The 13706-nt window shown below is 73.4% G+C and carries 11 protein-coding genes; 5 read left to right on the top strand and 6 right to left on the bottom strand.

Features of this window, described 5'->3' with window-relative positions; translation table 11 throughout:
* Positions 1-171 precede the first annotated feature (171 nt).
* Positions 172-1188, bottom strand: coding sequence for a hypothetical protein (locus tag ACFV20_RS18010; RefSeq protein WP_385657673.1), 1017 nt, complete (start codon positions 1186-1188; stop codon positions 172-174).
* A gap of 152 nt (positions 1189-1340) precedes the next feature.
* Here ACFV20_RS18010 and ACFV20_RS18005 point away from each other — a divergent pair, with 152 nt between their 5' ends.
* The 3 genes from ACFV20_RS18005 to ACFV20_RS17995 all read left to right on the top strand — a co-directional run bounded on the left by ACFV20_RS18005 (position 1341) and on the right by ACFV20_RS17995 (position 4669).
* Positions 1341-3884: a helicase-associated domain-containing protein gene (locus ACFV20_RS18005; protein WP_385657672.1), complete on the top strand. Its 2544-nt coding sequence runs from the start codon at positions 1341-1343 to the stop codon at positions 3882-3884.
* 168 nt (positions 3885-4052) lie between these two features.
* A complete protein-coding gene (locus ACFV20_RS18000; RefSeq protein WP_385657671.1) occupies positions 4053-4184 on the top strand; it encodes a hypothetical protein in 132 nt (43 codons plus the stop codon).
* A gap of 293 nt (positions 4185-4477) precedes the next feature.
* Positions 4478-4669, top strand: a complete 192-nt coding sequence (locus ACFV20_RS17995) for a hypothetical protein (protein WP_385657670.1) — start codon at positions 4478-4480, stop codon at positions 4667-4669.
* Here the strand turns inward: ACFV20_RS17995 and istB are convergent.
* Positions 4647-5966, bottom strand: a complete 1320-nt coding sequence (istB, locus tag ACFV20_RS17990) for an IS21-like element helper ATPase IstB (protein WP_385657669.1) — start codon at positions 5964-5966, stop codon at positions 4647-4649. The genes ACFV20_RS17995 and istB overlap by 23 nt on opposite strands.
* Before the next feature lie 181 nt (positions 5967-6147).
* On the opposite strand from istB, the gene ACFV20_RS17985 reads away from it, so the two are divergent.
* Complete coding sequence (locus tag ACFV20_RS17985; protein ID WP_385657668.1) at positions 6148-7791, top strand: DNA repair helicase XPB; 1644 nt, start codon at positions 6148-6150, stop codon at positions 7789-7791.
* Between the two features lie 24 nt (positions 7792-7815).
* On the opposite strand, the gene ACFV20_RS17980 is transcribed toward ACFV20_RS17985, so the two are convergent.
* On the bottom strand, positions 7816-8004 hold the full coding sequence (locus tag ACFV20_RS17980) for a hypothetical protein (RefSeq protein ID WP_385657666.1): 189 nt from the start codon (positions 8002-8004) through the stop codon (positions 7816-7818).
* Between the two features lie 372 nt (positions 8005-8376).
* Here ACFV20_RS17980 and ACFV20_RS17975 point away from each other — a divergent pair, with 372 nt between their 5' ends.
* Complete coding sequence (locus ACFV20_RS17975; protein ID WP_385657664.1) at positions 8377-10416, top strand: HelD family protein; 2040 nt, start codon at positions 8377-8379, stop codon at positions 10414-10416.
* Between the two features lie 4 nt (positions 10417-10420).
* Here the strand turns inward: ACFV20_RS17975 and ACFV20_RS17970 are convergent, their stop codons facing one another.
* The 3 genes from ACFV20_RS17970 to ACFV20_RS17960 form a co-directional block, all read right to left on the bottom strand.
* The gene (locus tag ACFV20_RS17970; protein WP_385657663.1) at positions 10421-11161 is read right to left on the bottom strand and encodes an SDR family NAD(P)-dependent oxidoreductase; all 741 of its coding nucleotides are present in this window, start codon (positions 11159-11161) and stop codon (positions 10421-10423) included.
* Positions 11162-11188: 27 nt separating this feature from the next.
* On the bottom strand, positions 11189-12844 hold the full coding sequence (locus tag ACFV20_RS17965; RefSeq protein WP_385657661.1) for a BTAD domain-containing putative transcriptional regulator: 1656 nt from the start codon (positions 12842-12844) through the stop codon (positions 11189-11191).
* A gap of 105 nt (positions 12845-12949) precedes the next feature.
* Positions 12950-13642 carry a copper homeostasis protein CutC gene (locus ACFV20_RS17960; protein ID WP_385657659.1) on the bottom strand — a complete coding sequence of 231 codons (693 nt, stop codon included), beginning with the start codon at positions 13640-13642 and terminating at the stop codon, positions 12950-12952.
* Between the last annotated feature and the right edge of the window lie 64 nt (positions 13643-13706).

Genomic DNA, 13706 nt, shown 5'->3' with positions numbered 1-13706 from the left:
GGGTCCGGCCGGCGCGAGGGGCTTCGAGGGCGGGTCCCGGTCGGCGCGAGGGCGGGTACCGGCAGGCGCGAGGGCGGGCACCGGTCGGCGCGAGGGCGGGTACCGGCAGGCGCGAGGGCGGGCACCGGTCGGCGCGAGGGCGGGCACCGGTCGGCGCGAGGGCGGGTCCCGCTAACGCGCGCGCTGGGAGCGCCAGACCAGGAACAGGGCCGATGCCACCGCCGCGCCCCTGACCACCCACGGCCAGGTCTCCGACACCGCCGCGTTCATCTGGCCCTCGGCGATCGGGGTGCCCCAGCGGCCGTTCATCCGGCCCCACAGCCAGAGCAGGCCGCCCGCCACGGAGAGGCCGGGCAGGATCACGACCGCCCACTTGGTCTCGGCCTGGGACAGGCGGCGTGAGGCGTAGGCGATGAGCCAGCCGAGCAGCAGGACGAACCAGTTGCCGAGCACGGCACCGGCGACGAGGCACCCCGCGGCGATCAGCAGGAGCGGGTTGCTCCAGTTCCCGGCGGGGAGGCGCACGAGACGGCGGCGGCCGCCCTTCCCGGTCACGTCCGCCGTATCGGCCGGCCCGGCCGCCCCGACGGCCGGGGCCGTTTCCCCGGCGGCCGGCTCCTCCGGCTCCGGCTTCCGCGGCCCCGGCGGCTTCAGCAGGTCCGGCAGCTCCACGCCACCCACGAAGCCCGGCACCTCGTCGCCCACGCCGAAGGGGCCGCTGTCCACCCGCCACCAGTCGGGCTGCACCGCGCTGTCACCGAGCTCGTGCCCGGCGGCCAGGTGCGGCGGGGCCGGTCCGTCGGGCACCGCGGGGTGCGGCTCCTCGGCGGGCCGTGCGGGCCGGGGCCGGGGCACGACGCGCCGCACGACGCCCTTGGCCCGCTCGGCCCGCTCCACCGGCTCGGTGTCGCGCTGCACGGGGACGGAGGCGGGAGCGGCGGCGCGCGGCTCACCGCCCGTGCCGTCCGCCGCGGCGGTCACGACGTCGTCGGGGCTGCCCAGACGGGACAGGATGCGGCGGACCGCGGCGGGCGAGTCGACGGTGGCCCGGGCGCGACGCTTGTCGATCTCGTTGCGCAGATCGGCGACCAGACGCATCCGGGTGGCCGACGGCAACTGCCGCTGCTGGGCCACGTCGCCGACGCGGCTCAGATACTCGTAAACGACCTGGTCGCTCTCAATCCCCACGAAGTCCCCTCCGGGGCGGGTGCGTTGCGTGACGCCGTCGCACGACGGTACCGCGCGTGCCCGCGGAGCGGCCAAACGCCCGTCCCGCGTACGGGGGCGAGGCGGCGCACAGTCGGCCCGGCCCGGGGAGGCGACCCGCTACCGTGGACCGGATGAGCACCGAGGACAGGCCCCCGGCCCCCCGCTCCCTCGCGGAAGCGCTCCGCGCGCGGGGCGATGCCGCGCTGGGCGCGCTCCTGCGCAGCCGCCCGGATCTCATCACGCCCGTCCCCACCGACCTCACCCAGCTCGCGACCCGCGCCGGCACCCGCGCCTCGGTGGTGCGGGCCCTGGAGCGGCTGGACCGGTTCGCGCTGCAGACGGCGGAGGCGCTGGCCGTGGCCGCGGACCCGGCGACGTACGGCGAAGTGCTCGGGCTCATGGCCGGGGACGACGCCGACCCGGCCGTCGTCGCGGCCCTGCCGCACGCCCTGGACCTGCTGCGCGAGCAGGCGCTGGTGTGGGGCGACGACGACCGGCTGCGGCTGGTCCGCACGGCCCGCGAACTGCTGGCCCCCTCACCGCAGCACCCGTCGCCGACGGGGCTCGGCCCGACGGTCCGGGAGGCCACCGCCGGGATGTCCCCCGGCCGGATCCAGGAGATCGTCACGACCGCCGGACTGGCCTCGACCCACGACTCGGTCTCCGCGGTGGACGCCCTGACGGGTCTGTTCACGGACCGGGCCCGGATGGCCGCGCTGCTCGCCGAGGCCCCGGCCGACTCCCTCGACGTGCTGGAACGCCTGGTGTGGGGGCCGCCGTACGGGCAGGTCACCGCCGATCCGGCACCCCGGCTGCGCTGGCTGCTGGACCGCGGGCTGCTGCTGCCGACGGCGCCCGGCACGGTCGTCCTGCCGCGCGAGGTCGCCCTGCACCTGCGGCGGGGCCTGGCGCACCGGGCGCCCGAGCCGGTGCCGCCGGTGGTCGAGGCGACGGCCGTACATCGTCCACAGGTTGTGGACAGCACCGCGGCCGGGCAGGCGTACACCGCGCTCGCGACCGTCGAGGAGCTGCTGAAGGACTGGGACGAGGGCGGTCCCGCGGTGCTGCGGGCCGGCGGGCTGAGCGTGCGGGACCTCAAGCGCACGGCGGTCGCCCTCGACGTGCCGGAGCCGACCGCGGCGTTCTGGGTGGAACTGGCGTACGCGGCGGGCCTGCTCGCCTCCGACGGCGAGGCCGACGAGCGGTACGCGGCGACCCCCGCGTACGACGAGTGGCTGGAGCAACCCGCCGCCGAGCGCTGGTCGGTGCTGGTCACGGCGTGGCTCGCGGCGACCCGGACGGCCGGCCTGGTGGGCGGTCGGGACGCCAAGGACCGGACGCTGTCGGCGCTCGGGCCGGGCCTGGACCGCTCCGCGGCGCCCGAGGTACGGCACCGGGTGCTGGCGCTGCTCGCCGGGCTGCCGGAGGGCGCCGCGCCGGTCACCGGGTCGGTGCTGGCCCGGCTGCGCTGGGAGCGGCCCCTGCGCGGCGACCGGCGTGAGGACGACCTGCGCGGCCGACTCGCCGAGTGGGCCCTGTCCGAGGCGGAGCTGCTGGGCGTCACGGGCCGGGGCGCGCTGTCGTCCCAGGGCCGGGCCCTGCTGGGGGCGCCCGCGGCCACCGCTGCCACCAGGAGCCCTGAAGCGGAGCCCTCGGGGCCGGGCGACAAGCTGCCCGTCCACCACCACCGCTCCGCCCCGCCCGCCGCCCTCTCCCCCGCCGAACAGGCCGTCGCCTCCGCCGCCGCGGCCCGGCTGCTCGCGCCGATGCTGCCCGAGCCGCTGGACCACGTCCTGCTCCAGGCCGACCTGACGGCGGTGGCACCCGGGCCCCTCAAGCGGCCGCTCGCGGACATGCTGGGCGTGCTGGCGGACGTCGAGTCCAAGGGCGGGGCGACCGTCTACCGGTTCACGCCCGGCTCGGTGCGGCGAGCCCTCGACGCCGGGCAGGCCGCCTCCGACCTGCACGCCTTCCTCGCCGCGCACTCGCGCACGCCGGTGCCGCAGCCCCTCGCGTACCTGATCGACGACGTGGCCCGCCGGCACGGCCAGCTGCGGGTCGGGGCGGCCTCGGCCTACGTGCGCTGCGACGACGACGCGATGCTCAGCGAGATCCTCGCCGACAAGCGGGCCGCCGGCCTCGGGCTGCGCCGGCTCGCGCCGACCGTGCTGGCCGCCCGGACCGACCCGGCGGGACTGCTGGAAGGACTGCGGGCGATGGGGTTCGCGCCGGCCGCCGAGTCCGCCGAAGGCGACGTGCTGATCACCCGCGCCCTGGCCCACCGCACCCCGCCCCGCGCCGCTCCCGAGCCGGTCCCGGACGGCCCGCCCGTCCCCGACGACACCCTCCTGTCGGCCGCGCTGCGCGCCATCCGGGCCGGTGACCTGGCCTCCACCACCCCGCGCAAGTCCGGCGCGGCCCCGGTGGCCAACGGGGAACTCCCCCGCACCGGCGCCGCCGAGACCCTCGCCACCATGCAGGCCGCCGTCCTGACCGGCGAGGCCCTGTGGATCGGCTTCGTCAACGCCGAGGGCGCCGCGAGCCAGCGGGTCATCGCCCCGATCCGCGTCGAGGGCGGTTTCGTCACGGCGTACGACCACACCGCGGACGAGGTCCGTACGTTTCCGCTGCACCGGATCACCGGAGTGGCGGAGCTCGCCGACGACGCGGGCTGACGGCACCGCGCGGGCCGCGTCACCCGTTCGGGTGCGGGCGGGCGTTCATGCACGCCACGCCGGGGATGTCCCACCCTTGGGCGACCTTCCCGGGCGTGCCGCATCACGCCGGACGGGCGGGGGCAGCCACCGGGTGTCCTGAGAGCCTCGCCGAAAGGAAATCCCCCCATGCGCGCTGTCCGCCGGGTCGCCGCCGTCCTCGTCACCGCCGCCCTGATGACGTTCGGGGGGCTCGCCACCCCGGCCTCCGCGGTGAGCATCGACATCGCCGGGCTCGTCCTCGAGACACCGCAGATCTGACCTCTCGACACCGCGGACTTGATCCGCTCGACACCGCGGATCTGATCCGCTCGCGCGCCCTGCGGGCCGGTCCGGGAGCGTCCGGGCCGGTTCGCCGCGGTGCGGTTCTCCGTCCCCGATGTCAGTCCCCGAAAGGCCCTGCCGTCCCCATGCCTGGAAACCTGCCCGTGCCCGGAAACCACTCCGCGCCCGCAAACCACTCCGCGCCCGCAAACCGCTCCGTGTCCGGACGCCTCTCCGTGCCTGGGCGCCTCTCCGTGCCCGGAAACGACTCCGCGTCTGAAAGCCTCTCCGTGCCTGGGCGCCTGTCCGCCGTCGCTCTCTGTGCCGCCGTGCTCGTGGGGGTGCTCGCGCCCTCCGCCGCCGCTGCCGCGGCGCCACTGCCGCTCCCCCTGCCGGTCGCCGCCGTGGAGCCCCTGGTCACCGAGGGCGTCAGCATCGAGGGCCCGCTGGTCAACAACGTCAGTCTGCCCACGCTGAAGTAGCGCGGCGGGTGCGGTAACTGTCCCCGTCGAGGCGCACCAGGTCGGCGTGGTGGGCCAGGCGGTCCGTCATCGCCGGGGCGGTCGGTCCGAAGACCTCGTCCCAGCGGCCGAGCGGGCGGTCGCTGGTCACGATCAGTGAGGCCCGCTCGTAACGGTGGGCGACGAGCCGGAAGAACAGGCCCGCGGTCGCCGCGTCGAAGGGCGTGTAGCCGATCTCGTCGACGATCAGGAGGGGGTGATCGTCGAGAGCGGTCAGCTCCGCGTCGAGCCGGCCGGCGGCCCGGGCGTCCGAGAGCCGGGCCGCCCACTCGGCGGCCGTCGCAAACAGCACCCGGTGCCCGGCCTGGCAGGCCCGCACGCCCAGGGCGATGGCCAGATGGGTCTTGCCGGTGCCGGGCGGCCCGACGAGCACCACGTTGCGCCGGGCGGCGACGAACTCCGCCTTGCCGAGCCGGGCCACGGTCTCCCGGTCGAAGTCCCGGGGGTGCTGCTGGTCGAAGTCCTCCAGCAGCTTGCGGGCGGGGAAGCCGGCGGCACGGATCCGGTCGTCGGCGCCGACGACGACATCGGCGTCGGCGTCGGCGTCCGGGGCGGGTTGCCGGGGGGCGGGAAGGGCCGGTGCGGACGCGGGGGCGTCGGGCTCCGGCGTGGTGACCTGCTGCGGGTCCGCGCGGTCGCTCCCGTCCTCGTCCAGGGGGGCGGCGGACGCCTGCCGCCCGGCCGGTGAACGGTCGGCATGGCCGCGGTCCGCGTGTCCGCGGTCCGCGTGTCCGCGGTCCGCCTGCGCGACCATCGGTCCCGACATGTAGGCGAGGATCGCCGCCGAGGCGATGAAGGCCATGTGGATCACCGTGCCCCACAGCAGCGCGTGGTGGGAGGTGTGGTGGACGTCCACGAACATCTGCAGCAGGTGCACGGAGGAGATGCCCACGATGGCCGTGGCGAGCTTGACCTTCAACACGTTGGAGTTCACGTGCGAGAGCCACTCGGGCTGGTCACGGTGGCCCTGCAGGCCGATGCGCGAGACGAACGTCTCGTAGCCGCCGACGATCACCATGATCAGCAGATTGGCGATCATCACGACGTCCACGAGTTTGAGCACCGCGAGCATCACGTACGTCTCGGTGGCGTGCCCGCTCACGCACATCAGGATTAAGGTCCACAGCTCCTTGAAGAACTTGTAGACGTAGACGCCCTGGGCGGCCACGAGCCCGAAGTACAGCGGGGCCTGGAGCCAGCGGGTGGCGAACAGGGCGTATCCGAGCGTGGTGGTCGTCGGGTTGCGCACGTGCGCCATTCTTCGGGGCCGCGCTGGAAAAACTGAATTCACACCACACGTTGGGATGAATAGGCATTCAGTACGACTGGACGCGCAGATCACACCACCTTCCGCGGTCGATCAGGCACACTGGACGTTTGGCCGAGGCATCGCGCTGTCGAGCCGTCCGAGCCCTCCGGCCACAGAAAGGGTGCCCCGCGTGAATGGTCCGCTGATCGTCCAGTCCGACAAGACGCTGCTCCTGGAAGTCGACCACGAGCAGGCCGACGACTGCCGCCGGGCCATCGCCCCGTTCGCGGAACTCGAGCGGGCGCCGGAGCACATCCACACCTACCGGGTCACCCCGCTGGGCCTGTGGAACGCCCGCGCCGCGGGGCACGACGCCGAGCAGGTCGTGGACGCGCTCGTGCAGTACAGCCGCTACCCGGTGCCACACGCGCTGCTCGTCGACATCGCCGAGACGATGGACCGCTACGGCCGTCTCACCCTGTCCAAGCACCCGGCACACGGGCTGGTGCTGACCACCACCGATCGCCCGGTGCTGGAGGAGATCCTGCGCTCGAAGCGGATCACGCCGCTGGTCGGCGCCCGCATCGACCCGGACACCGTCGTCGTGCACCCCTCCGAGCGCGGGCAGATCAAGCAGACCCTGCTGAAGCTGGGCTGGCCGGCCGAGGACCTCGCCGGGTACGTCGACGGCGAGGCGCACGAGATCGAGCTGGCCGAGGACGGCTGGGCGCTCCGGCCGTACCAGAAGCAGGCCGTGGAGAACTTCTGGCACGGCGGCTCGGGCGTCGTCGTCCTGCCCTGCGGCGCCGGGAAGACGCTGGTCGGGGCCGGGTCGATGGCCCAGGCGAAGTCGACCACCCTCATCCTCGTCACGAACACCGTCTCCGCCCGGCAGTGGAAGCACGAGCTGGTGAAGCGGACCTCGCTCACCGAGGAGGAGATCGGCGAGTACAGCGGGACGAAGAAGGAGATCCGGCCCGTCACGATCGCCACGTACCAGGTGCTGACGACCCGGCGGAAGGGCGTCTACCCGCACCTGGAGCTGTTCGACTCGCGGGACTGGGGGCTGATCGTCTACGACGAGGTGCACCTGCTGCCCGCGCCGGTCTTCAAGTTCACCGCCGACCTCCAGGCCCGGCGGCGGCTCGGCCTGACCGCCACGCTGGTGCGTGAGGACGGCCGGGAGTCGGACGTGTTCTCCCTGATCGGTCCCAAGCGGTTCGACGCGCCGTGGAAGGAGATCGAGGCGCAGGGGTACATCGCGCCCGCCGACTGCGTGGAGGTCCGGGTCAATCTCACCGACTCCGAGCGGCTGGCGTACGCCACGGCCGAGACGGAGGAGAAGTACCGCTACTGCGCGACGACCGCGACCAAGCGGAAGGTCACCGAGGCCATCGTCCGCCGCTTCGCCGGGCAGCAGATCCTCGTCATCGGGCAGTACATCGACCAGCTCGACGAGCTCGGGGAACATCTCGGCGCGCCCGTGATCAAGGGCGAGACGTCGAACGCGCAGCGGGAGAAGCTCTTCGACGCCTTCCGCGAGGGCGAGATCAGCGTGCTCGTGGTGTCCAAGGTCGCGAACTTCTCCATCGACCTGCCGGAGGCCACGGTCGCCATCCAGGTCTCGGGCACCTTCGGCTCCCGGCAGGAGGAGGCCCAGCGCCTGGGCCGGGTGCTGCGTCCCAAGGCGGACGGTCACCAGGCGCACTTCTACTCGGTGGTCGCCCGGGACACGATCGACCAGGACTTCGCCGCCCACCGCCAGCGCTTCCTGGCGGAGCAGGGCTACGCGTACCGGATCATGGACGCGGACGAGCTGCTCGCGGAGAGCTGACGCGCCGGTCCGCTCCGGGGCGGCTCACTTGCGGCGGACCACGCCGACTTCCTCTCCGTACTGGCCGAGGACGACGACGTCGAAGGCGGCGCCCGCGAAGACCTTGACGGCGCGCAGGGCGTCGCCGAGGCGGTGACGGTGGCTGCCTGTCACTGCGGTCGCGCCGGGCGGGCGGCCCGGTGCCGGGGCGGGGTGGATCGTTGCTGCGCTCATGTCTCCATGGTGCGTTTCGACCCATAAGGCCCGCGTCGGTCTCGGGACCGAACCTCCCGGCCGCCGCGTACACCGCTGGGCCGACCCGCTCCCCCGAGGAGGAGGGGCCCGTCCCCTAGGGGGACCAGGGAGCCGGGGGACCGGGGAGCCGGGGGACCAGGGAGCCGGGGGACCAGGGAGCCGGGGGACCAGGGAGCCGGGGGGCCGGGGACCGGGGGGCAAGGAGGCGGAAAAAACCGTTCGCGGTCATCGCCCCCGTTCCTCTAAGATCTCCGCTCTTGCCCGCCTCCCTCGCGGAGTGCCGCCGACCGGACGGAAACCGGCCGGCATCTCACCGCCCACTCCTCAGCAGGTCCCTCCGGAGGCACTCCCTTGTCCACGCCCGTCGACGACCCGCTCGCGCGCGAGCGCTCCCACCTCGCCGCGTCCCGTTCCGCCCTGCGTGCCATGCGTGAGGACGTCGAGGCCCTCGACATCACCGACGTCACCGCGAACTGGGTCAACGCGGAGGTGCTGGCCCGCCAGATCGAGGAGCGCGTCAAGGCCCTGGCCGACCTCAGCGACACCCCGCTCTTCTTCGGCCGGCTCGACTACCTGCGCGCGCCGGGCGCCGAGCAGGCCGAGGGGGCGGACGGGGAGTGCTTCTACATCGGGCGTCGGCATGTGCACGACCACGACGGCGACCCCATGGTCATCGACTGGCGCGCGCCGGTCTCGCAGCCGTTCTACCGGGCCTCCAAGAAGGACCCGATGGACATCGCGCTGCGCCGCCGCTTCGGCTACACCCGCGGCGACATCACGGCGTACGAGGACGAGCACCTCTCGGACCCGGCGGAGGCGGCCAGGACCAGCAAGCTGCTCCAGCGGGAGATCGAGCGGCCGCGCGTCGGCCCGATGCGGGACATCGTCGCGACGATCCAGCCGGAGCAGGACGAGATCGTCCGGTCCGGCCTGTCCGGCACGGTGTGCGTGCAAGGGGGCCCGGGCACCGGGAAGACCGCCGTCGGCCTGCACCGCGTCGCCTACCTCCTCTACGCCCACCGCGAGCGCCTCGCCCGCACCGGCACCCTGGTCATCGGGCCGAACCGGTCCTTCCTGCACTACATCGAGCAGGTCCTGCCCGCGCTGGGCGAGTTGACCGTGCAGCAGGCGACCGTCGACGACCTGGTCGCCCACGTCGAGATCAAGGGCACGGACGACGCGCCGGCCGCCGTCGTCAAGGGCGACGCCCGGCTGGCGCGGGTGCTGCGGCGGGCCCTCTACGCGCACGTCACGATGCCCACCGAGCCGGTCGTGGTGGTGCGCGGTTCCCGCCGCTGGCGGGTCCCGGCGTACGAACTGGAGGACATCGTCCGCGAGTTGCTCGACCGCGGCATCCGCTACGGTGCCGCGCGCGAGGCCCTGCCGCAGCGCATCGCGCACGCCGTGCTGGTGCAGATGGAACGGTCGGGTGAGGCTCCGGACGACCGGGTGCAGGACGCGGTGGCCCGCAACAGCGCGGTCAAGGCGGCGGTGAAGGCGGTCTGGCCGGCCGTCGACCCGGCGAAGCTGGTGCTGCGGCTGCTGTCGGACGCGGAGTTCCTCGCCGTGCACGCCGAGGGGATCCTCGACGGGGACGAGCAGAAGGCGATCCTCTGGGCGAAGCCGGCGCGCAGTGTGAAGTCGGCGAAGTGGTCCACCGCGGACGCCGTCCTGATCGACGAGGCCACCGACCTGATCCAGCGCACGCACTCCCTCGGGCACGTCGTCGTCGACGAGGCGCAGGACCTCTCCCCCATGCAGTACCGGGCGGTCGGCCGCCGCTGCACCACCGGCAGCGCGACCGTCCTCGGCGACCTGGCGCAGGGCACGACGCCGTGGGCGACGCGGAGCTGGCAGGAGGCGCTGGCCCACCTCGGCAAGCCGGACGCCCTGGTGGAGGAGCTGACAGCCGGCTTCCGCGTCCCCACGGACGTCATCACCTACGCCTCCCGGCTGCTCCCGCACATCGCCCCCGGACTGACCCCGGTGGCTTCGATCCGCGAGAACCCGGGCCACTTCGAGGTCCGGCCGGTCTCCGGCCCGACGGACGTGGTCGAGGCCTGCCGCGAGCTGCTGCGGCACGAGGGCTCGACGGGCCTGATCGCGGCGGACGCCCGCGTCCCGGAGCTGGCCCGCGCCCTGGCCGAGGCCGGGATTCCCTGCCTCGGCCCGGGCGAGGAGACCACGCGGGAGACCCGCCTGACCCTGGTCCCGGCGTCACTCGCCAAGGGTCTGGAGTACGACTACGTGGTCCTGGACGAGCCGCAGGCCGTGGTCGACGGCGAGCCGGACGAACGGACGGGGCTGCGGCGGCTGTACGTGGCGCTGACGCGAGCGGTGTCGGGCCTGATCGTCACGCATGCGGCGCCGCTGCCGCCGCAACTGGCGTGACCGCTCAGGTCGCGACGTAGCCCCCGTCGGCGGCGAGCACCGCGCCGGTGATGTAGCCGGCCTTGTCGGAGGCCAGGAACGCCACGGCCTCGGCGATCTCCTCGGGCTCGCCGGCGCGGGCGAGCGGCGTGTTCCGGCTGAACTCGTCGAACATCTCACCCACCGTCTCGACGGCCATGTCGGTGCGGATCGGGCCGGGCGCCACGGAGTTCACGCGCACGCCCGCCGCGCCGAACTCGACGGCCCACGACCGGGTCAGCGCGTCCATCGCGGCCTTGGTGGCGTTGTAGACGGAGCCGACCGGGGTGCCGATCTGCCCGGCGACCGACGACACGTTGACGATCGCGCCCTTCCCCTTCGCCACCATGGCCGGCACGAGCGCGGCCGTCAGGAAGTAGGTCGCACGGACATTGACGTCGAACACCCGCTCGTAGCTGTCGAGCGGCTGCTCGGTGGTCGTCGAGAACGGGAAGATGCCGGCGTTGTTCACGAGCACGTCCACCTCGCCGACCTCCTCGGCGAGCCTGCGGACGTCGTCGATGTCCGCGACGTCCGCGACGACGAAGTGGCCCGTCCCGCCCGCCCGCTCGATCAGCTCGACGGTCTCCTTGCCGAGCTCGGCCCTGCGCCCGGTCACATAGACGGTGGCACCCGCCTCCGCGAGCCTGACCGCGATCGCGCGGCCGATGCCCGACGTGGCGCCGGTGACGAGTGCCTTCTTGTCCTGAAGTTCCTTGGTTGTCATGTCTGCCAACATGGCCGCGCCGGATCGTCAGAGCATAATTTCCGCATATACCGCCTGGTCAGGCACCACCTGGTCAGGCACCACCTGGTCAGGCACCACCTCGTCAGGCACGGCCCGGTCAGGCAGCACCTGGTCGGATCGCGAGAAAGCCGCCGCGTGCAGCCTGAAGCAGAAACGCACGAACCGCGGCAGCCGATAGCGCCCGAGTACGAGCGGCTCGACCAGATGCACGGCCGCGAGCGACTCCAGCACCAGCTCGATCTCGCCCGGGTCGGCTCCGGACATCTCCGCCGCCTCGTGACTGTCGATCACCTCGGCGTCCTGGCGCGCGAAGCACGAGAGCATGTGCTGTTCCGGCTCGCTCAGCTGTTTCGCGGCCTCGATCAACGGGGCCAGCATCGCGGCGCAGTCGGGCGGGACCACGTCGGTGAGCCTGCTGTCCCGCTCCATCTGGAGCAGCGCCATCCCGATCGTCCAGTGCGGACGCGAGCTGAGCTGGCCGCCGATGACCCTGATCGGGCCCGGCAGTCGCGAGAGGCGTTCCAGCAGCGCCTCGGCCTGCGCGGGTTCCGCGTCCGCGCGCACCGGGCCGAGGACCTTGCGCAAGAAGTCCCGTGCCTCGCTCTCGGCCAGCCCGGCGGTCTTCAGCCAGGTCACCCCCGGCAGCTCGTTCAACCGGCGGACGCTCGTGAGAATCATGGCCGAGCCGGGCGTGGCGAGATCGCGTACGGCCGCCGCGTCCCGCACGTCGTCGACCACGACGAGGAAACGCCTGCCCCGCGCCTTCTCCCGCCACAGTGCGGCTTTGTCGCCGACCGGGTTCTCCACGCCGACCGCGCGCAACAGCTCGCCGGCGACGTCGGTGACGTCCCCGCCCCTGACGAAGATCTGCCCGTCCGGGAAGCGGCCCTTGACGAGGTGGCCGATCCGGGTGGCCAGCGCGGTCTTGCCGCTGCCCCGCATCCCGGTGATGCCCACGGTGCCCGGCAACGTCCTCAGAGCCTGCGCGATCTCCTCGACACGGCCGGTGAAGTCGATCAGGTCCGGCAGCAGCTGCTCCGGTCTGCGCGGCGGGGTGAGGTCGCCCTGGAGGATCCGCGCGTGGACCTCGCGCAGCTCCGGCCCTGGTTCGAGGCCGAGCTCCTCGTCGAGGAGGGCGCGTGCCCGGTGGAAGTGGTCGAGTGCTTCGCCCTGCCTGCCCTCCAGGTAGAGGGCGCGCATCAGGAGAGCGCGTGGTCGTTCCCTGAGCGGGAAGGCGGCGACGTGCTTTTCCAGCTCCAGCACGTCGAGTTCACGTTCGAGCCAGTCCTCCCGCGCCTTGAGCCGTCGGTCGCCGAGCCGCACCCGTTGCGCGTCGAAGTAGGCACTTCTGAGGCCTTCCAAGGGCTCTCCGCGGCAATCGTCGACGATCTCCGCGCGGACCGTGTATCCCCCGTCCCTGGACTTCAGGTTCAGCTCCGGAAGCATCTTGCGGATCTTGTACACATAGGTCCGCAACGCCATCACCGCGCTCGGCGTCGGGTCGTCCCAGACCATGTCGATCAACTGGTCGTTGCTCAGCCGGATGCCGTTGTTCAGCAGCAACGCCGCCAGCACCGCCCGCTGCTGGCGCGGCCCCAGTTCGATCTCCTCTTCGTCGCGCCAGGCTCGTACCGGACCCATCAGTGAGAAGCGCAGGCTCATGCAACGGCACAACGCACGGGCCCGTCCCCTGCTTCCGCCGCGGTCCCCTCCCCTGTGGTGAGGGGAAGGGTGCACCGGAGGCAGGGGGGAGAGGGGCGGGGACGTTCAGACGGCGTCCAGGGCGGCCCGCCACCGTGCGACGGCATCCGCCGACACCGGCGCCTCCCAGCCCTCCGGCCGGGCCGCTCCGCCGATGTGGAAGCCGTCGACCCCGGCCGTCAGCAGCGCCGGCACGTGGTCCAGCCGGAGCCCGCCCCCGACCAGGAGATGCTGCTCGTACCCCGGCTGTCCCTGCCGGGCCGCCTCCGCGAGCAGCACGCACAGCCCGTCGTCGACCCCACCCGAGGCCCCGGCCGTCAGATACGTGTCCAACCCCGGCATCCCGTCCAGCTGCTTGCGCAGGGCGTCCCGGTCCGCGGCCCGGTCGATGGCCCGGTGGAAGGTCCAGGGGCAACCGTCCAGCACCCCCACGACCCGCTCCACGGCCGCCAGATCCACCACACCCCCGGCGTCGAGGAAGCCCAGCACGAACTCCTGCGCCCCTGCCTCGCGCAGCTCACCGGCCACCCGCACCAGCCGTTCGACGTCCCCCGCCGCGAACCCGTCCGCCAGACGGATCATCACCCGCAGGGAGATGTCGACCGCACGCCGGATCCCGGCGACGGTGGCGGCCGACGGGCTGAGCCCGTCGGCCGCCATGTCGGTGACCAGCTCGAGGCGGTCCGCGCCTCCCGCCTGGGCGGCGACCGCGTCCTCGACCCCGAGGGCGATCACCTCCAGGACTGCACGCTTGCTCATGGGGCCCCTTCGTCGGCATGCGTCGGCGTTCACTGACAGGTCTAGTCCAATCAAGACTACGCTG

This window comes from Streptomyces sp. NPDC059696 (genome assembly GCF_042733745.1).
Lineage (GTDB): Bacteria > Actinomycetota > Actinomycetes > Streptomycetales > Streptomycetaceae > Streptomyces.
This window is presented reverse-complemented; position numbering and strand designations above follow the sequence as displayed.

Bases quoted from the DNA above. Each gene is read 5' to 3' on its own strand.
- istB (WP_385657669.1), bottom strand. From the start codon at position 5,966: ATGGCGCACGTGCGCAACCCGACGACCACCACGCTCGGATACGCCCTG.
- ACFV20_RS17965 (WP_385657661.1), bottom strand. From the start codon at position 12,844: ATGAGCCTGCGCTTCTCACTGATGGGTCCGGTACGAGCCTGGCGCGAC.
- ACFV20_RS18000 (WP_385657671.1), top strand. From the start codon at position 4,053: ATGCGCGCTGTCCGCCGGGTCGCCGCCGTCCTCGTCACCGCCGCCCTG.
- ACFV20_RS18005 (WP_385657672.1), top strand. From the start codon at position 1,341: ATGAGCACCGAGGACAGGCCCCCGGCCCCCCGCTCCCTCGCGGAAGCG.
- ACFV20_RS17980 (WP_385657666.1), bottom strand. From the start codon at position 8,004: ATGAGCGCAGCAACGATCCACCCCGCCCCGGCACCGGGCCGCCCGCCC.
- ACFV20_RS17960 (WP_385657659.1), bottom strand. From the start codon at position 13,642: ATGAGCAAGCGTGCAGTCCTGGAGGTGATCGCCCTCGGGGTCGAGGAC.
- ACFV20_RS17970 (WP_385657663.1), bottom strand. From the start codon at position 11,161: ATGACAACCAAGGAACTTCAGGACAAGAAGGCACTCGTCACCGGCGCC.